Origin of the sequence: Fibrivirga algicola, from assembly GCF_011742925.1 — a bacterium.
In the GTDB taxonomy this organism is placed as follows: Bacteria; Bacteroidota; Bacteroidia; order Cytophagales; family Spirosomataceae; genus Fibrella; species Fibrella algicola.
Window position 1 is genome coordinate 42069 of the sequence record NZ_WAEL01000002.1, and the last position, 18837, is coordinate 60905.

Sequence of the window (18837 nt, forward strand, 5' to 3'; positions counted from 1 at the left end):
GTCAGTAACACCACCCAACGTTTACCGAACCAGAATCTCGTTATGCGGCAAAGCGTAGCGGTCGTCTATGGTGAGCAGCACGATCCTGTCGCCTTTTTTGCAACGCGACAGCACACGCTCTACCGGCACCTTTCGGTACGTTTCGTTGGAAAACTGGTGCAACGTACCCGTCGATTTATCCCGAATCGCAACCCTGAAATCGATTGGATCAACTGCTTTACCCGATGTAGGCGTTAACGCTACCGTTTGTACCGTCAGCGTACCGGTGGCTGTGGCGGGCAGTTGGCATTTACCCGCCGGGGTATAGGCATCAACGACCATCCTGCCCCCAACGAAGGCCGCCGAGCAGCTATTGAACGGAGACTGAGCCAGGCAGGACGTACCCAGCGCAACAGACAGGCTACTCACCAGGAGGGCCGACGTAATTCGCTTTTTCATGCTTATGATTGGCTTTACTGTTACTGACTACCGACACTGGACTGACAATTGGCCTCTGGTAACATACTTCAACGGCTGGCATCGGCATTCGGTATTGATGGAACAAAGTAGGGGCCGAACCGGCAGGCAGTTGTCAAACGGCGGTAAAACATTGTAAACGAAATGTAAAAGTTGAGAAATGGGCTCCTTTCGGGGCTGGGTGCTGCCTGCGTGTGGGCTTGAGCCCATGTTCTGGCGAAGTTGTGGGTAATGAACGAATGATTGTTACTTTGTTGGCTGGAGGTTCGCCGCCCCTGGGGGCAACGTTCGCTCAATCGACAACAGCGTAGCCTTTTACTTCAATAACTGCTTCACTCCTCTCAATGCGCACTGCCTTTTTTTGCCTGTTCAGCCTGCTTCTATTTTTACCCACTGTTGCCCAGAAAACCACCCCACCCCGATCAGGTATTTCGGATGCCACCTTTGCTGCACCACCCGCCAACTATGGCATCCGCTGCTGGTGGTGGTGGCTCAACGGCAACGTAACTAAGGAGGTGATCACCCGCGACCTGGAGGCCATGAAAGCGAAGGGCTTCAGCGGGGCCTGCATTTTCGACGCAGGCGGGGCCGAGCAGCGCGGCAACGCGCAGGTGCCGGAAGGCCCCCTGTTTGGGTCACCCGCCTGGCGCGAGTTGTACCTGCATGCCGTTCAGGAAGCCAACCGGCTGGGACTGGTCCTGAGCATGAGCATCCAAAGCGGCTGGAACCTTGGGGGACCAGACATTACCCCGGCCGAAGCCGCCAAACAACTAACCTGGTCGGAAGTGACGGTGAAGGGACCGATGACGTACCGCGAAACCGTACCGCGCCCAGCCATGAAAGACGGGCTGTACAACGACATCGCCGTGCTGGCGTTCCCGAAAAACACAACAAAGCGCGCCGCAATCCGCGATTTGCAGGCCAAAGCAGGCACCATCGAACTGGGTGGCTCGGCTCCCGACACCCGGTTTTTGCTAACCGACGTACCTGCCACACCGGGCGAAACCGACACCCCACCGACGGCTGTTCAGAACCTGACCGCCAGCATGACTGCGCAGGGCGTGCTGACGTGGCAAGTGCCCGCGGGCGAGTGGACAATCATGCGCTTTGGCTACACACCAACCGGTGCTGAGGTATCAACGTCGAGCGGGAAATGGCAGGGGCGCGTACTCGATCCGCTGAACCCCAAAACGTTCAACCGTTATTGGGACACCAATGTGGAGCCGTTGCTCAAGCTGATCGGCCCCATGGCGGGCAAGACCTTGAAATACTTGCAAACCGACAGTTGGGAAGCAGGTGGCTGCAACTGGACCGAAACCTTTGCGCAGGAGTTCCGGAAACGACGGCGCTACGATATAATGCCGTATTTGCCCGTGGTGGCCGGAAAAATCGTGGGTAGCCGCGACGAGAGCAACCGCTTTCTGGCCGACCTCCGCAAAACCATCAGCGACTGTGTAGCCGAGAATCATTACGCTGTTTTTGCCCAGCGGTCAGCTAAATACGGCATTGGACTGCAACCCGAATCGGCGGGGCCGCACGCGGGGCCGTTCGACGGACTGAAAAACTACGGCTACAGCGACATCATGATGAGCGAATTCTGGTCGCCGTCGCCGCACCGGCCAACGCCTGTCAACCGGTTTTTCGTGAAACAGGCCGCCAGTGCCGCGCACATTTATAACAAACCGCTGGTGGGTGCCGAATCGTTTACAACGATCGGGCCGCACTGGAACGACGTGATCTGGTCGGCCATGAAATCGAGCGCCGACCATGAATTTTGCGCCGGTCTGAACCTGGTATATCTCCACACGTTCACCTGCTCGCCCAAAGAAATGGGCCTGCCCGGTCAGGAATACTTTGCCGGTACGCACTTCAACCCGAACGTAACCTGGTGGGATTACTCGACGGGCTTTGTTCAGTACCTGACCCGCTGCCAGTACATCCTGCAGCAAGGCCAATCGGTAGCCGACGTGCTGTATTACTATGGCGACCACGTACCCAACATTGCCCGCCAGAAAGCCGACGATCCGGGACACGCCCTGCCCGAGTTCGATTACGATGTGATCAACGAAGACCGGCTGAAGGTACTAAGCGTGAAAAATGGCCTGATCATGCTGCCCCACGGCTTGTCGTATCGGGTGCTGGTATTGCCCGACCATCAGGTGCTCTCGCTGGCGGCCCTTCGTAAAGTGGCGCAACTGGTGCAGGCCGGTGGAACGGTGATTGGGCTGAAGCCAACATCAACGGCAAGTCTGGTAGGGTATCCGGCCAGCGAAACCGAGCTAAAAACCCTGGCCGACCGGCTGTGGGGCGCGGGCAAATCGGCCGTGGGTGAACACAAAACGGGTGCAGGTCGCGTAATCTGGGGCAAAACAGCCCGTGAACTGTTGCTCAGTGATGGCGTAAAACCCGACGCTGAGCTGACGAGTACCACCGCCGGACAGGTATTCGATTATTTCCACAAAACGCTGAACAATGTCGACTACTATTTCGTCAGCAATCAGAATGCTGTGGCGACCCAACTGACGGCCTCGTTCCGCGTAAATGGTCGCCAGCCCGAGTTGTGGGACCCCGCTACCGGTCGCATCAAACCGGCTACGGCGTTTCAGCAGAAAGACGGACGCATCAGCCTTCCGCTCGATCTAACGCCCTACGGCTCAGTGTTCGTCGTGTTCCGCAAACCCATTTCGGCCACGCAGCAGGGTACCACCACAGCGCGAAACACCCCAACCTATAAACCGGTATCGACGCTGGAAGGCCCCTGGCAGGTGTCATTTGACCCGAAATGGATATCGAGCGGCCCCTCATCCGTCACATTCGAAACCCTCGTCGACTGGACCTCACGACCGGAAGAGGGTATTCATTTTTACTCGGGCACTGCCACCTACCGCAACACGTTTGATGCCCCCGCCAACACCGGCAATCTATTTCTCGACCTGGGCAGTGTGCAGGATGTGGGCGTGGCACGGGTACGGCTCAACGGGCAGGACCTGGGGATTGTCTGGGCACCACCATTCCGCGTGTCGGTCGGCAACGCGCTGAAGCCAATGGGCAACCAACTGGAAATCGAGGTCGTCAACTCGTGGCGCAACCGACTTATCGGCGACCGGACCAAACCCAAAGAGCAACGGCTCACCAACACCAACATCACCGTCCGCCCCGACTGGAAAGTACAACCGTCTGGCCTGCTCGGCCCGGTGCAGTTGTTTTCAGCCTCCGAGTAGGTCATGTTCAATGCGTGTTGCCTGGTGGTGTGTTGCTTCGCTTGCCTGTCGAAAAGCCTGGAGTAAAAGCAATCCATTGACGCATTGTACTCCATGCCAAAGCAACGCGATTTATCCCGTCGGGATTTCGCAGCGTAGCGTCGGTAGTAGCTAAATCGGCCTCACGTCCGTAGCGTGCCGTGGGTACGTCACCTGCAAGGTTGTGGCGCACCTACGGCACGCTGAAAAACTGGGTAGTCAATCTTATTCTACCAACGCTGCGCTATCAAGCCCCTGACGGGGTAAAAAGCTTCGCTTCCGTAGAGACAAGCAAAAGCGGGATGACTAGGCTAGACCTATGGCTAAACAATCAATTAGCGGTCATCTGGAATAAGCTAACTCGTAAGCTGTCAGCAGATTATCAATAATCAACCTCAACACGTTACTTTGGTGAGTCAACCCATCGACCATGCAATCGACTCACCAAACTACCGACCAGCGAATCAAAGCTGGGATTCTGATCTTCTGGGCGCTTTACTTTTCCATCATCTGTGTCAGCAACAGCACCGACGCGCTGAAAGCCCTGGGCCTTCTCCCGCCCGACTTCCGGTTCGTGTCGGGCAACTACAGCTTGGTCAGTAAAGTAGTTGGCATCTATGACGTTACGGCGGGACTGGCGGGGTTATTTTTCGCCGGGGTTATCCTCTGGGAAGGACTCGGCGCTTTTCTGTTCTGGAAAGCGTTGATCGATACCGTTCGGCAGCCCAGCCTTAGCCAATCGGCAACGTACCTGGCGCTGGGTGTGACCCTTGGCTTATGGGCCATGTTCATCGTTATCGACGAGGTGTTTCTGGCCTACGAGTTCCCCGGCCTTTCGGCTACGTTTTTCAGCCTGTTGCTGGCCGAACTGGGTACGTTAATTCTCTTCCGACTGATCGACCAAGAGCAACGTACCTAGTTTAGCTCGACGGCAATTCACACTCTGGTTGCCACCAACCAGCCTGGTCATCAGGTGAGCCAATGCCAATCAGTTGCCCGCCGCCTGACTGTCGACGCGATTGAGCGTATAGCTCAGGTCGGCGGTACCAACCCGGAAACCCTTCGCCTGATCGAGAATAAACAGTACGTTGTCGTCTCCTTTCAGCAAGTACACGTAGATACCCGGCGTTTCTGAGTCTAACTGATACACCTCGGCATTCGGGTCCGTTTGCGACCCCTGCACGCGTGTCCATTTCCCCTCCCGCTCACGGGCAGTACCCAAAACGCCCCGTAGCTTGTAAGTCGTGGGCGCATGCGTGACCGGGTCCTGAAACAGGGTAATGCGCCATTTTACTTTCCAGCACTCGGGGCTAACCGTTAATTTCCAGTCACGGGCGATGTCGGCGCAGGGGAAGCGGCCATCGAACGTTCCCAGCACCGACGGCCCTGTGGGCACTAACAGGCGACCCGTTGCTTTGAGCGGTACATTCTGGCTACGGGGTGGCTGCGCCCGTAGTCCCCACGAGGACGCCAACAGGCAGGTCAGCATCAGCAGGGAAACGCGTATGGCTCGTGTGGTGCAGGTGGTGTTCATTGCTTGTTCAGGGTATAGCTCCAACCACCGTGCCCAATCATGAGCCGGCCTTGCTGATCGAGCAGGTGAAGCAGTTTATTATCGAGATTGACCAGCGCAATGGCCTCGCCGGATGAATCGGGTACCAACTGGTAAATCGTCCGGTTGCGAGTATCCTGAGTAATGCGCCAAACGCCGGTTTTCTGCTTGCTGCCACCGCCGTTGACAAAGCCGGTTGTGTTGGCCAGCGTCATGCCGTAGGTGTAGTCGAGCGTAAACCTACCGGGTGTTTTTGTGGCAGCGTCGACTTGCAGGGTCAGCTTCCACTTGATAAACTCACAATCGGTATCGGTTGGAATGGTCAGCAACACCCGCGGAATAAGATCGCAGGGGGTGCTGGCAACAAAGGTAGCCGGCTCAGGGGCGGATCGGCTTGCCTGAATAAAGCCAACGGCCAGGAGGACAAAACATACGCGGAGATACTGGTTCATACCTAGTTAGCACCGTCCGTGTATCACAAACAGGGCTATTATGCATAAAGTCCGGCTGACAGAAAGCTTACTCACCTGCCGGTGACCAGCAGGCCTACGACCATCCGCCGTAGCCAAAAAGTCGTAGTCGTTTCAGGCGTGGTTCATCGGGCAGTTTCTGTAGCCCTTTTCCGGATCCTTATTGGTCAGGCAGTCGGTTTCCGGGTAACTTGGGGCGTCATACAACCGTCATCATGAAAAAACACCTTTACTGGCTGTTCTGCCTCTTGGCTAGTCCCGTTTTTGCCCAAACAAACCCCTCACTTGTTACCCCTTACGAACGCAGCCAGGGCCAAGAGACGGCAACGTACCCGGAAATCATCGACTACTACCAGCGGCTCGACAAGCAGTTTGACCAGGCAAAGCTGATCGAGGTGGGTAAAACCGACGTGGGCAAACCGCTGCACCTCTTTTTGCTGGCAGCCGACAAGAACTTCACCGCCCGTCCCAACCGCGTAACGCTGCTGATCAACAACGGCATTCACCCCGGCGAACCGGAAGGCATCGACGCCTGCATGATGATAGCGCGTGACCTGCTGCAAAGCAATAAACTGCCCAAAAACGTGCTGCTGGCCATTGTGCCGGTCTTCAACGTGGGCGGCAGCCTGAACCGGGGTGTATCGCGGGCCAACCAGAACGGACCCATAACGTATGGGTTCCGGGGAAACGCCCGCAACCTGAACCTCAACCGCGACTTTATTAAGGCCGACGCCGAAAACACGCGGGCGTTTCAGGCCATGTACCAGCAGCTGAAGCCGCAGGTGTTCATCGATAATCACACCAGCGACGGGGCCGACTACCAACACGTGGTCACGTATTTCGCCACGCAGAAAGACAAACTGCACCCCGCTGTTTCGGGCTATATGACGCAAACCTTCCAGCCCGCCCTCGACAAAGCCCTTGCCGATAAAGGTTTCCCGATAGCACCCTACGTGAATCACCCGAAAGACACGCCCGAAAGTGGACTGCTGGGCTATAACGATTCGCCACGCTACACCACAGGTTACGCGGCGATGTTCAACTGCTTCGGCTTCACACTCGAAACGCATATGTGGAAAGACTATCCGGCGCGCGTAAAAGGCAGTTATGCGTTCGATGAGGCCGTGCTGCGCCTGTGCGAGCGCGACGCCAGTTTGATTCTGGCCAACAAACAGCGCGCCGATGCCGCCGTAAGTCAGCAAACCACCTTCGCCCTTAACTACCGCCTCGACCGCAGCAAGGTCGACTCGGTAACGTTTCTAGGTTACGAAGCAAGCTACAAACCCAGCGATGTGTCGGGCTTGAAACGGTTGTTTTACGACCGCACCAAGCCATTCACCAAGCGCGTTCCCTATATGAATTCGTTTGTGGCCGACCTGCAACTCACTAAACCGGCTGGGTACGTTATCCCTCAGGCATGGGCCGAAGTAATCAGGCTACTGAAGCGCAACGGCGTCAACATGCAAACACTCCCCAGAGACACGCTTATGGCTGTATCGGCCTATTACCTGGACGACTATAAAACCAGCCAGCGCCCCTACGAGGGACACTACCTGCATACCGGCGTAAAACTCAGAACGGAGCCTCAGCGCATTCAGTTTTACAAAGGAGATTACCTCATTCTGACCAACCAGCCTGTGAATCGGTACCTGATCGAAACGCTGGAACCGCAGGCGCAGGATTCGTTTTTTGCCTGGAATTTCTTCGACAGCATCCTCGACCAGAAAGAATATTTCTCCGATTATATCTTCGAAGACACCGCCGCCGAACTGCTCCGCACCAACCCCGCCCTTCGCCAGAAGCTGGCCGACAAACGCGCCACCGATAAAGCCTTCGCCGAAAGTGCCAACGCGCAACTGGAGTTTATTTACAAGCAAACGCCCTACTTCGAGAAGACCTTCAACCGTTACCCGGTGTACCGATTAGAAACTAGGCGCTAGAAGGTAAAAAACGAAGTCAGCCATAGTCAGTGTCTCCCCTTAAACTGGCTGGGGAGACACCGACTATGGCTTTTTTGTGGCTGTTCACGATTAGCAGGCAACCGCCTGTTGGCTGCTCTTATGTATAGGATCCAGCTCTTTCACTCTGCTAAAAAATAGCCATGGTTCTCCGATTACCGCAATGACCTGATTGCCAATAGACATACATAGAGCACAGCCTTTTTTGTAAGTGACCAAAGGGCTACTTATGACTATCCGAAGAACAAACAGGATCGATTGCTGTTGTTTTAGCATAGTAATTCTGTAGTTTAAATTCAACGCTTATGAAATTTTCCGGCTACCTGCTCTATCTGAGTGTGGTTTGTGGGTATACCACTCATGCTCAGACTCCTACTACCTCCCAAACGACTACGCCACCAGCCTCGCCTCAGCCAGCCACTACGGCGGCAAGCAGTCAGACAGGCGTTACTGTTTCGGGCGTAGTGACCGATGCCCGGTCGGAGCCCTTGCCCGGTGTTACTGTACAGGTCAAAGGCATAGCCCGCGGCACCACTACCAATGTAGATGGCACCTTTCAACTTAGTGTCCCCGACAGGCAGACCGTTCTGGTATTCAGCTATACGGGCTTTGCACCGCAGGAAATAGTGGTGGGTAACCAGACGTCGATCAACGTGAAGCTTGGCGAAGACACCCAAACCCTCAACGAGGTGGTGGTGGTAGGCTACGGGACCCAGCGCAAACGTGACCTGACGGGATCGGTGGCACAGCTGAAAGGGGAAGAGATCACGAAATACCCGGTTCAAACGCCTACCCAGGCTCTGCAAAGTAAACTAGCCGGGGTACAGATCATTGCCTCGGGACGACCCAACGAGCAACCACAGATACGGGTGCGGGGCGTGGGCTCAGCGCTGGCTGGGGTTAGCCCGCTCTACGTGGTCGACGGGGTACTGACCGACGATATCCGCAACATCAGCAACAACGATATTCAAAGTATCGAAGTCCTGAAAGATGCCTCGGCCGCTATTTATGGGGTACGTGCCGCCAACGGCGTAGTGATCGTGACAACCCGCCGGGGTAAATCGGGGGCTACCCAGGTGCAGTACGACGCCAACGTGAGCATTCGTCAGCCCGCCAACCTGGTCAGAATGGCCAATCGGGATCAATACATCAGCTACCTGACCGATGCGGCCCCAAATCAGAACGTCAACAACCCGCCATTAACCTACGGCGGCACCACCGATTGGTTCAACGAAGCCCTACGTACGGGTGCACAATCGAATCAGAACCTATCGATTTCAGGCGGGGGCGAGCGCAACACATTCTTCTTCAGCGCCGGTTACTTTACCGACCTGGGTGTGGTGAATACCAACGATTTCAAACGCCTGACCATCCGGTCGAACAACGAAGTAAAGATCACCGATAACTTGACGTTCAGCAACCAGCTTTCGTTTTCGCGCGGCAACGAACGGGGCGTCAACCTCGACGGCGTGTATCAGAGTCTCTACCGGGCGGCTCCTATCGTACCGGCTTTCCAGGACGGCAAGTACGGCAACCTGTCGGCGTTCGGTAACGTGGGCAACCCTATTCTTAGCCTGGATGCCCGCACCAACCGGATCATCAACAACCGCTTGCAGGGTAATCTGGCTCTGAATTATAAACCCGTTGAATGGCTCACGCTGCGCTCGGCGTTCAACACCGATCTTATTTTCAACCGGAATCAGACGTACCTGCGGCAGTTCCAGAACGATGCCCTCACCTTTATCACCGCGGGCGGTAACCAGCGGCAGCAAAACAGCCAGCTTAGCCTCAACGAAGGCAAATCGGTGCGGTACATTATCGACAACACCGCCACCTTCGATAAGGCATTTGGGCAAAGCAATGTTTCCTTCCTGCTGGGCGCGGTGACCGAGCAGTTTACCTCCGATTTCATCGAAGGGGCCCGCATTAACATCCCCAACGACCCTAACCTGTGGTATCTGGGATTGGGTAACCCCGATCAGCAACTCTCGAACAACAGCGGCGGCGACCTCCAGACCCGGCAGTCGTTCGTCACACGCGTGACCTACAGCTTCAATAATCGATATTTGTTCAATGCCTCGCTACGGGCCGATGGCAGCTCCAAATTCCGCGAACGGTGGGGCTACTTCCCTACAGCGGGTGTGGGCTGGGTAATCTCCGACGAGTCGTTCATGAAACAGCAGAAGCTGTTCGACTTCCTGAAATTCCGGGCAAGCTGGGGCATCCTCGGCAACGACAACATTGCCAGCAACGCATATATCCTGACGGCCGCAGTCAATATTCCGTATTTTTATAACAACGGCCTCACACTTGGCTCCGCCATTCAGGACATTAAGAACCAACAACTGAAGTGGGAACGTACCCAGCAGGTCGACGCCGGTCTGGAGTTTGCTTTCTTCGGCAGCCGACTCACAGGTGAACTCGATTATTACAACAAAACTACCCGCGACGCACTGGCTTTTCAGATCATTCCGGCCATTTTTGGTGACCCAGACAACCAGTTTCTGACCAATATCGCGTCATTCAGAAACCAGGGTTTTGAACTTGGCCTTAACTGGCGCGAAACCACAAAAAGCGGACTGGGCTACACCATTGGTGGTAACCTGACCCTCAACCGCAACCAGATTGTGGGTCTTAATGGTGGACAGGCCTTGCTGGCCGGTAGTGTTGGGCAACAGGGGTTCACAACCCGTAGCGACAATGGGCAACCCGTAGGCAGCTTTTACGTGCTCGACGCTATTGGGGTCTTTCAGAACCAGACCGAGATTGACGGGTCACCCGTGTTTGGCACCAGAGCCAACGTACGGCCGGGCGACCTGCGATACCGCGATGTAGATGGCAACGGTGTCATTGATAACAACGACCGGATTTATGCGGGCTCGTACCAGCCCAAACTGTACTACGGCATCAACCTTGGCCTGACATTGAAGGGCTTTGATTTGTCGGCTGATATCTACGGGAACGCGGGAAATCAGGTGTATAACGGTAAAAAGGCGTTTCGTTTCGAGAACACCGACAACATCGAAGCTGCCTATGCCGACGCGCGGTGGCTATCCACTCGGCCTTCGCAAACCGATCCCCGGCTGATTACTTCCGCCACGCCTGCTTCGACCTATTTCGTAGAATCGGGCTCCTTTGTTCGGCTCAACAACCTAACGTTAGGCTACACCATCCCGTCAGTCCTGAAAGACAAGATCAAACTCCGCACGGCACGTCTTTTCGTGACGGCCCAGAACCTGGTCACCTTCCAGAAATTCAGCGGATTTAGCCCCGAACTACCGGGCGGACCGCTCGATTCCGGCATTGAACTCAACTCCTACCCTACCGTCCGCACTTTCTCTGCCGGGCTTAATCTGGGTTTCTAACTACTCGACCTTACGACCATGAATGTTAGTCTAACACGCTTCCGTTTGCCGCTGTCGGTACTCCTGCTTGGTGCAGGTATGGCAGCCTGTACTGATTTCTTAGATACGCCGCCACAAGGGTTGCTCGGTGAAGCCGCCGTTCGCAACGACCCAGCGGCCGCGCAAAGCCTGGTGACCGGCATTTACAACAGCATGTGGGAAGGTGGCCTGCACGGTTTCGACTATGTGGGCATGACCAACATAGCGTCGGATGATGCCGACAAGGGGAGTTCACCCACCGATGGCGCCAACACCTTCGGCACGCTCGACAACCTCAACCCCACACCAGGGGTAGGTAACCTCAACAACGTCTGGGCTACCTACTTCAGAGCAATTGCGCGCGCCAATCAGGCCCTGGCACTCGTTCCGCTCAGCGCTGCCGATCAGGCAACGCGTAACCAGTTAGAAGGCGAAGTCCGGTTTTTGCGGGCCTACTTCTATTTCAACCTCGTCCGCTTTTTTGGCGGGGTGCCCCTTATTGACCGGGTACCGCCGGTTGAGGATATCAATAACACGTCGCTGCAAAGGCGGGCCAGTCGGGAAGAGGTATACGCATTGATCGTGAGTGACCTGCGCTTCGCCGCCACGAACCTGCCCATTAAGGCCCAGACACAGACCGGTAAAGCCACCAAAGCCGCAGCAATGGGCATGCTGGCTAAGGTATACATGTATCAGCGCAACTGGCAGCAGGCCTACAACCTGACTGATTCCGTCATCAAAAATCAGGCAGGTGCGTATGACTTGCTGCCCAACTATGCCAACATCTGGCGTGAAGTAGGTGCCAACAGTGTCGAATCAATTTTTGAAGTGCAGACAGGTATCAATCTGGCCTGTAATGCAGCCATCGATATTTATAGCGTTTGTCAGGGACCCCGAGCGGGGGGCAAGCGGGGTTGGTCAGACCTGGGTTTCGGGTTTGGCACACCGTCCGAAAGTTTGCTGAACGAGTACGAACCCAATGATGCACGGCGGGCGGCCACCATTATTTTTATCAACCCTGCTCCCCGAGGTACAGTACTCTGGGATGGATTCCGCATACCAAGCCGCGATTCGGTCGAAAATGACCGGTACAATTACAAGTCGTACCACAGCCGTACGGCCGAGCGCAACTGCGGCAATAACGACCGACTGCCTAAGAACCTCCGCATCTTGCGCCTGGGTGAAGTACTGCTCATTCATGCCGAAGCCGCACTGGCCCTGGGTCGCCCCGCCGATGCGCTAATCGACATTAACCGGCTACGTACCCGCGCAGGTTTGCCTGCAGCTACGGCTGTTACGCAGGCTGCTATCTGGCACGAACGTCGGGTTGAGTTGGCGATGGAACATGACCGTTTCTTCGACATTATCCGGCAGGAAGAGCTTCAACCGGGCCGGGCCACACAGGCGTTCACTGCCCACGGCAAAACCTTTGTGAAAGGCAAGAATGAGGTGTTCCCAATTCCGCAAAATCAGATCCAGTTAAGCGGAGGCGCGCTGACGCAGAATCCGGGGTATTGATAGCCACCTCACTGAAACGTCGGACCGTCCCGGCCCCTCTCCTTGTTTGAGGGGAGGGGCCGGGGCTGGGGTAAAGGCCAATGACATGTCAACAACCATGAAAAAACTCCTCATCATATTCTTCCTCTTCCCCGCAGCATTAACTGTTTTTAGCCAGTCGAAGCAACCTACCACTCGTCTGTCAAAAGCGGATGAAGCTTTTCTGGATAGCCTCCAGCGCGATACGTTCCGGTTCTTTTGGGAAACAGCGAACCCCGACAATGGTCTCCTTCCCGACCGGGCTCCTTCCCGTTCGTTTTCCAGCATTGCGGCTGTGGGCTTTGGCCTTACGTCGTACCTGATCGGGGCCGAGCGTGGGTACGTTACCCGCCAGCAGGCTGCCGACCGGACCTTACGTACACTGCGTTTTTTTGCCAAAGCGCCTCAATCCGACGCAGCAACGGGCGTGGCGGGGTACAAGGGTTTCTTCTACCATTTTCTCGACATGAAGACGGGTGAGCGGTTCAAGCAGGTCGAGCTGTCAACCATTGATACAGCGCTGCTGCTGGGCGGCATCCTGAGCGCGCAGTCCTATTTTGATCGGAAAACACCCGTCGAAACCGAGATCCGGCAATTGGCCGATCAGATCTACGGCCGTGCCGACTGGGCGTGGTTTCAGGCAGGGCGTGCGTCAACGTCCCGGCCATTTATCTCGATGGGCTGGCATCCCGAAAAAGGCTTTATCAAAAGTGACTGGACCGGCTATAATGAAGGCATGCTCCTGTATGTACTCGCCCTGGCTTCACCTACGCATCCGGTCGGCGCCGACGTGTGGCCCGCCTGGACCAAATCATACCCCTGGGCAACCTTTCACGGACAGGAGCACGTCAACTTCGACCCGTTGTTCGGGCACCAGTACTCGCACTGCTGGATCGATTTTAAAGGGATCCGCGACGACTACATGCGGGCTAAAGGAATCGACTATTTCGAGAACTCACGCCGGGCTACCTACGCTAACCGGGCCTACTGCATGACGAATCCAGGAAAGTGGACCGATTACAGCGCAACCATCTGGGGATTAACCGCCTGCGATGGACCGAAAGACACCACCGCTAACGGCCGAAAATTCTTCTCGTACCGGGCACGTGGGGCTGCTTCTACCGGCATTGTGGATGATGGCACCATTGCCCCTACGGCCGCCGGTGGGTCGATGGCGTTTGCCCCCGAAATCTGTATTCCGGCCTTACGCGCGATGAAAACACGCTACGGGGCCAAGTTATACGGTCAGTACGGTTTCCGCGATGCTTTTAATCCAACGTATCGCTACCGGTCATCCTTTGCCAATGGGTCAACAGAGAACGGCTGGTTCGATATTGACTACCTGGGTATCGATCAGGGTCCTATTCTGATCATGGCCGAAAACCTGCGAACGGGCTTTGTCTGGAACTTGATGAAGAAGAACCCACATATTCGCCGTGGTCTACAGAAAGCGGGCTTTACCGGTGGATGGTTGAATTAACCGTCATTCGCTCGGCTCAACCCGAAACGTTGGATTGCCCTGGAGGGGGCTAATGCGCCGCTTGCCTGAACTTGCGGCGCATTAGCCCCCTCCAGGGCAATCCAACGTTTCGGGTTGAGCCGAGCAAACTCCTACTGCCAGCCGCCGCCTAGAGCGCGGTATATATTGACCGTGGCCGTCAGTTGCCGCATCTTGGTTTCAACCAGGTCAAATCGGGCTTCCAGCGCGTCACGTTGGGTAAACAATACCTCCGTGTATTCAGCCCGGGCTGAGTTGAAGAGGGTAGTCGAAATGTCAATCGACTGCGTCAATGCCTGTACTTCCCTTGCTTTCACGCCATAACTCTTTTGCAGGTTGCTGATGTTCGAGAGCTGATTAGCCACCTCAATATAAGCGTTCAGGATCGTCCGTTCGTAGTTGAACACCGCCTGAATCTGCCGTGCATTGGCACTGTTGTACGTGGCGATAATCGCGTTTTTATTGACCAACGGTGCCGCCAGGTCACCCGCCAGCGACATAATCAACGACTCGGGTGTCTTCAGGAAATAAGCCGGATTAAAGGCCTGATAGCCGATACCCGCCGAAATAGCTAGTGATGGATAAAAACGCGCTTTGGCTACCTGTACATCCAGTTTAGCGGCCGCCAATTCCTGCTCAGCCCGCCGAATATCCGGGCGATTGGCCAGCAGTTGTGATGGAATACCAACCTGAATACTGTCGGGGACCGTACTGTTGAACGCCGCTGAGTTTCGGGCAACAGGCTGCGGATAGCGACCGACGAGGAAATTGATCCGGTTCTCGGTTTCCACAATCCGCTGCTGCAAGCCGTATTGCAGGTTTTGCGTGTTCAGCACCTGCGCCTCAAACCGGCGCACGGCCAATTCAGTTACGCGGGTCGCTTCTTTCTGCAACCTGACAATGCGCAACGCATTGTTCTGAATCTCGATGTTCTGCTGTACGATAGCCAGTTGATTGTCGAGCGCCAACAACTCGTAATATGACGTAGCGATTTCAGAGATCAGGTTCGTGGTCGTGAAATTTCGGCCCTCTACACTGGCTAGATACCGGTTTATCGCGGCTTTTTTGGCATTCCGCAGCTTGTGCCAAATATCAACCTCCCAGCTGGCAAAAGCACCTACCATGTAGTTGGGCAGCGGGTCGGGCACTTCTTTACCCGGTCTGATCTCAGAGTTCGCTTCGGCGGCCCCCAACAGCGTATAGCGCCCCACTTTATCGACACCTGCCCCACCGCGTATCCCTACAAATGGCATGTATTCACCCTGCCGGGCGCGGATTTCGTTCTGGGTAATCTGAATTTCCTGAGCCGTGATGTTCAGTTCCTGGTTGTTTCGAATGGCGGTATCAATCAGGGCTACCAGGTTCGGATCAGTAAAAAAGGAACGCCACCGACGGCTAACCGTATTGGTCGAGTCGAGCGACGTACCGAAGCTTACAGGTACGTTCCGGTTTTCAGTTCGGGTAATCAGTGCAGGGGTTTTGCAGGCCGTTAACGCTACTGACAGGAAGGCAACCCCCAAGCACCCGGTTATGAGTTTTTTAAACATGATTAGGCGTTTCTTCTATTTCAGGAAAAGCATCTAATTGATGCACCAGGTTTTCGGTTAGCGATTCGCTTTCTTCATCCCGAATCATCTTCCGGCCGTCGGCCAGGCTGCCGAATATGTAGTACAGGCCCGGGATAATGATGACCCCGAAAATGGTACCGAACAGCATACCACCCATCGCCGATGCGCCGATGGTCCGGTTACCGATAGCGCCGGCACCAGAAGCTGTAATCAGCGGAATCAGACCGGCCACGAAGGCAAACGAGGTCATCAGAATGGGACGGAAACGTACCCGGGCTCCTTCGATGGCTGCGTTCAGAATCGTTTCGCCCTGCTGGCGTTTCTGAACGGCAAACTCGACAATAAGCACGGCGTTTTTACCCAGCAGACCAACCAGCATAATCAGGCCAATCTGCGCATAGATGTTGTTCTCCAGCCCCATCAGCTTCAGCAGCATGAACGAGCCAAATATGCCCACCGGCAGCGAGAACACCACGGCCAGCGGAATGATGAAGCTTTCGTACTGAGCCGCCAGCACCATGTATACAAACGCCAACACGATCAGGAATACGTAGAGCGACTCGTTGCCCCGGATCGATTCGTCGTATGAGAGGCCCTCAAACGCGATGTCGTACCCTTTCGGCAACGTTGTGGCGGCTACTTCCCGAATGGCCTGAATGGCGTCGGCGGTTGTGAACCCTTTGGCAGGCAGACCTTGAATAGCGGCCGAGTTGTACAGGTTGAAGCGGGTAATCTCGTTTGGTCCCTGCCCTTTCTTCAGTTTCATGAAGGCTGAGTAAGGCACCATTTCGCCCGCGTCATTTTTCACAAACAGCTTCAATAGATCGGATGGCAAGCGTCTGAAACTTGGGTCTGACTGTACGTATACCTTGAAGAACTGATTATACTTGATGAAGCCCTGTTCGTAGGTACTGCCAATCATGATGTTCAGGTTATCCATCGCTTTTCCAATGGATACGCCTTTCTGCATGGCCAGGTTATTATCGATCTCCAGTTCGTACTGCGGGTAGTTGGCGGCGAAGAAGGTAAACAGGCCGGTCAGCTCTTTCCGCTTACTCAAGTTCTCCATGAACTGCTTGTTGATCTTATCGAACTCGCTGTAATCGGTGTCGGTATTTTTATCCAGCAGACGCATTGAGAAACCACCCGATGTACCGAATCCGGGAATAGCTGGTGGCTCAAAAAACTCGACCGTCGCGCCGAGGCCCCTCGATTTTTCCTCCAGTTCTTCCATGATCTCCTTCACGTTCTTGTCGCGATCAGACCAGGGTTTCAGGTTGATCAGACACGTACCTGCGTTGGAACCCCGCCCTTCGGTCATAATCTCGTAGCCAGCCAGCGATGAGATCGATTCAATGCCCGGCACTTCTTCGCAGATTGTCTGCAGCCGACGCGACACTTCGTTCGTTTTTTCGAGTGTCGAGCCCGGTGGCGTCTGAATGATCGCGTAGATGGTGCTCTGGTCTTCATTCGGAATAAAACCGGCGGGCAGAATCTTGTTTTCATAGGCGATGCCCAGACAGAATGCCGCCAGCACAACAAACGTGACTACCCGGCGGCTTACGATCGCTCGCAGTAAGCCCACGTAACGACCGGTCAGCTTATCGAAGCCCCGGTTGAAACTGTCGAGGGCCCGGGTCAGCAGATTCTTCTTCCGGGCATGTCCGTGATGGTTCTGCAGCAGCATGGCGCATAATACGGGCGTCAGCGTGAGGGCGATGAGAGCCGAAATCACGATCGAACTGGCCATAGTGATCGAGAACTGCCGGTAGAACGTACCCACCGGCCCCGTCATGAACGAGATAGGCAGGAACACCGACACCATCACCAGCGTAATAGCGATAATGGCACCACTGATTTCGCCCAGCACTTTTTTAACCGCCCCAAACGGCGTCAGATGCGGCTCTTCTTCCATCTTGGCGTGCACAGCTTCTACCACCACAATGGCATCATCGACCACAATACCGATGGCCAGCACCAGGGCAAACAGCGTGATCAGGTTGATCGACAGTCCAAACGCCTGAATGACAAAGAAGGCCCCAATCAGCGATACCGGCACCGCCAGAATCGGAATCAGTGTAGACCGCCAGTCGCCCAGGAAGATAAATACCACCAACGCCACCAGAATAAACGCATCGCGCAGGGTATCGATCACTTGTTCGATCGACGCATCCAGGAAGTTCGACACGTCGTAGCTGATTTTGTAATCAACTCCCGGTGGGAACGACGCCTTCATCACTTCCAGCTTGGCCTTCACTTCTTCGATTACGTCGCTGGCGTTACTGCCGTAGTTCTGCCGCAACACAATGGCGGCTGAGGCATGGCCATCCAGATTGGAGTAGATATCGAAGAATTCGCTACCCAGTTCTACTTTGGCAATGTCGCGCAGGTGAATGCTTTCGCCGGCGGAGTTGGCCCGCACAATGATGCTTTCGTACTCTTCCGGCTTATTATAGCGCCCCTTATAAGTGAGCACATACTCCAGGGACTGCGCCGCAATACCCGAGCTTTGTCCGATCCGGCCCGGTCGGCCGATGATGCTTTGCTCGCCAATGGCCTTCATCACCTCTTCGGTCGACACGTTGTAGGCCCGCATGCGCTCGGGGTTCAGCCATACGCGCATGGCGTAGCGGCGGCTACCCAGAATCTGGGCTCTGGCTACCCCTTTGGTCCGCTGAATCTCAGGGATCATTTTCACGGTAGCGTAGTTGAACAGGAATTTTTCGTCAATGCTCTTATCCTTCGAATAAAGGTTGACGTACATCAGCATACTGGGCTGAATGGGCGTGATCACCACCCCCTCGCGTTGTACCAGTTCGGGCAGCAGCGGCATCACCTGATCGACCCTGGTTTTTACCCGGATAACGGCGTCGTTGGGGTCTGTCCCCGGCTCAAAAATGATACGGAGAGTGGCTTCACCAGCACTGGTAGCATCGGTGGCAATGTAGCGCATATCCTGCACCCCGTTGATTGCCTGTTCGAGCGTAATCAGCGTTGATTTCACCAGCACGTCGGCGCTGGAACCGGGGTATGCGATAAAAATATTGACGGTAGTGGGGGCAATATCCGGAAACTGCGAAATTGGCAACTTCTTGATAGCCAGCACACCGATAAACACGATCATCACCGAAATGACAATTGCGAATACGGGCCTGCGTATGAATTTACTAAACATGT

Annotated in this window: 12 protein-coding genes; 6 read left to right on the forward strand and 6 right to left on the reverse strand. The window is 55.2% G+C overall.

Translation table 11 applies throughout. From position 1 onward, the window contains the following. Positions 1 to 21: 21 nt before the first annotated feature. A complete protein-coding gene (locus F7231_RS05455) occupies positions 22 to 438 on the reverse strand; it encodes a hypothetical protein (protein WP_085412493.1) in 417 nt (138 codons plus the stop codon). A gap of 362 nt (positions 439 to 800) precedes the next feature. Between F7231_RS05455 and F7231_RS05460 the strand changes: the two genes are divergently transcribed. After that, positions 801 to 3677 (forward strand): glycosyl hydrolase, encoded by a 2877-nt coding sequence (locus F7231_RS05460; protein WP_166691212.1) that lies wholly within the window; start codon positions 801 to 803, stop codon positions 3675 to 3677. 7 nt (positions 3678 to 3684) lie between these two features. Here F7231_RS05460 and F7231_RS05465 read toward each other — a convergent pair whose 3' ends face one another. Continuing rightward, positions 3685 to 3888, reverse strand: coding sequence for a hypothetical protein (locus F7231_RS05465; protein WP_166691213.1), 204 nt, complete (start codon positions 3886 to 3888; stop codon positions 3685 to 3687). Between the two features lie 237 nt (positions 3889 to 4125). On the opposite strand from F7231_RS05465, the gene F7231_RS05470 reads away from it, so the two are divergent. Next, positions 4126 to 4614, forward strand: coding sequence for a hypothetical protein (locus F7231_RS05470; protein ID WP_166691214.1), 489 nt, complete (start codon positions 4126 to 4128; stop codon positions 4612 to 4614). Positions 4615 to 4683: 69 nt separating this feature from the next. Here the strand turns inward: F7231_RS05470 and F7231_RS05475 are convergent, their stop codons facing one another. Then, positions 4684 to 5229, reverse strand: coding sequence for a hypothetical protein (locus tag F7231_RS05475; protein WP_085412490.1), 546 nt, complete (start codon positions 5227 to 5229; stop codon positions 4684 to 4686). Further along, positions 5226 to 5699, reverse strand: a complete 474-nt coding sequence (locus F7231_RS05480) for a hypothetical protein (RefSeq protein ID WP_085412489.1) — start codon at positions 5697 to 5699, stop codon at positions 5226 to 5228. The genes F7231_RS05475 and F7231_RS05480 overlap by 4 nt, the downstream gene beginning before the upstream one ends. Positions 5700 to 5932: 233 nt before the next feature. Here F7231_RS05480 and F7231_RS05485 point away from each other — a divergent pair, with 233 nt between their 5' ends. The 4 genes from F7231_RS05485 to F7231_RS05500 all read left to right on the forward strand — a co-directional run bounded on the left by F7231_RS05485 (position 5933) and on the right by F7231_RS05500 (position 14074). Continuing rightward, positions 5933 to 7657: a M14 family metallopeptidase gene (locus F7231_RS05485; protein WP_166691215.1), complete on the forward strand. Its 1725-nt coding sequence runs from the start codon at positions 5933 to 5935 to the stop codon at positions 7655 to 7657. Between the two features lie 323 nt (positions 7658 to 7980). After that, a complete protein-coding gene (locus F7231_RS05490; protein ID WP_166691216.1) occupies positions 7981 to 11040 on the forward strand; it encodes a SusC/RagA family TonB-linked outer membrane protein in 3060 nt (1019 codons plus the stop codon). Between the two features lie 18 nt (positions 11041 to 11058). After that, the gene (locus tag F7231_RS05495; protein ID WP_166691217.1) at positions 11059 to 12576 is read left to right on the forward strand and encodes a RagB/SusD family nutrient uptake outer membrane protein; all 1518 of its coding nucleotides are present in this window, start codon (positions 11059 to 11061) and stop codon (positions 12574 to 12576) included. A 97-nt stretch (positions 12577 to 12673) separates the two neighbouring features. After that, the gene (locus F7231_RS05500; protein WP_085412484.1) at positions 12674 to 14074 is read left to right on the forward strand and encodes a glucoamylase family protein; all 1401 of its coding nucleotides are present in this window, start codon (positions 12674 to 12676) and stop codon (positions 14072 to 14074) included. A gap of 131 nt (positions 14075 to 14205) precedes the next feature. Here the strand turns inward: F7231_RS05500 and F7231_RS05505 are convergent, their stop codons facing one another. After that, positions 14206 to 15639: a TolC family protein gene (locus tag F7231_RS05505; protein WP_085412483.1), complete on the reverse strand. Its 1434-nt coding sequence runs from the start codon at positions 15637 to 15639 to the stop codon at positions 14206 to 14208. Then, the gene (locus F7231_RS05510; RefSeq protein ID WP_085412482.1) at positions 15632 to 18835 is read right to left on the reverse strand and encodes an efflux RND transporter permease subunit; all 3204 of its coding nucleotides are present in this window, start codon (positions 18833 to 18835) and stop codon (positions 15632 to 15634) included. The genes F7231_RS05505 and F7231_RS05510 overlap by 8 nt, the downstream gene beginning before the upstream one ends. Between the last annotated feature and the right edge of the window lie 2 nt (positions 18836 to 18837).

Bases quoted from the DNA above. Each gene is read 5' to 3' on its own strand.
- F7231_RS05455 (WP_085412493.1), bottom strand. From the start codon at position 438: ATGAAAAAGCGAATTACGTCGGCCCTCCTGGTGAGTAGCCTGTCTGTT.
- F7231_RS05460 (WP_166691212.1), top strand. From the start codon at position 801: ATGCGCACTGCCTTTTTTTGCCTGTTCAGCCTGCTTCTATTTTTACCC.
- F7231_RS05470 (WP_166691214.1), top strand. From the start codon at position 4,126: ATGCAATCGACTCACCAAACTACCGACCAGCGAATCAAAGCTGGGATT.
- F7231_RS05475 (WP_085412490.1), bottom strand. From the start codon at position 5,229: ATGAACACCACCTGCACCACACGAGCCATACGCGTTTCCCTGCTGATG.
- F7231_RS05480 (WP_085412489.1), bottom strand. From the start codon at position 5,699: ATGAACCAGTATCTCCGCGTATGTTTTGTCCTCCTGGCCGTTGGCTTT.
- F7231_RS05485 (WP_166691215.1), top strand. From the start codon at position 5,933: ATGAAAAAACACCTTTACTGGCTGTTCTGCCTCTTGGCTAGTCCCGTT.
- F7231_RS05490 (WP_166691216.1), top strand. From the start codon at position 7,981: ATGAAATTTTCCGGCTACCTGCTCTATCTGAGTGTGGTTTGTGGGTAT.
- F7231_RS05495 (WP_166691217.1), top strand. From the start codon at position 11,059: ATGAATGTTAGTCTAACACGCTTCCGTTTGCCGCTGTCGGTACTCCTG.
- F7231_RS05500 (WP_085412484.1), top strand. From the start codon at position 12,674: ATGAAAAAACTCCTCATCATATTCTTCCTCTTCCCCGCAGCATTAACT.
- F7231_RS05505 (WP_085412483.1), bottom strand. From the start codon at position 15,639: ATGTTTAAAAAACTCATAACCGGGTGCTTGGGGGTTGCCTTCCTGTCA.
- F7231_RS05510 (WP_085412482.1), bottom strand. From the start codon at position 18,835: ATGTTTAGTAAATTCATACGCAGGCCCGTATTCGCAATTGTCATTTCG.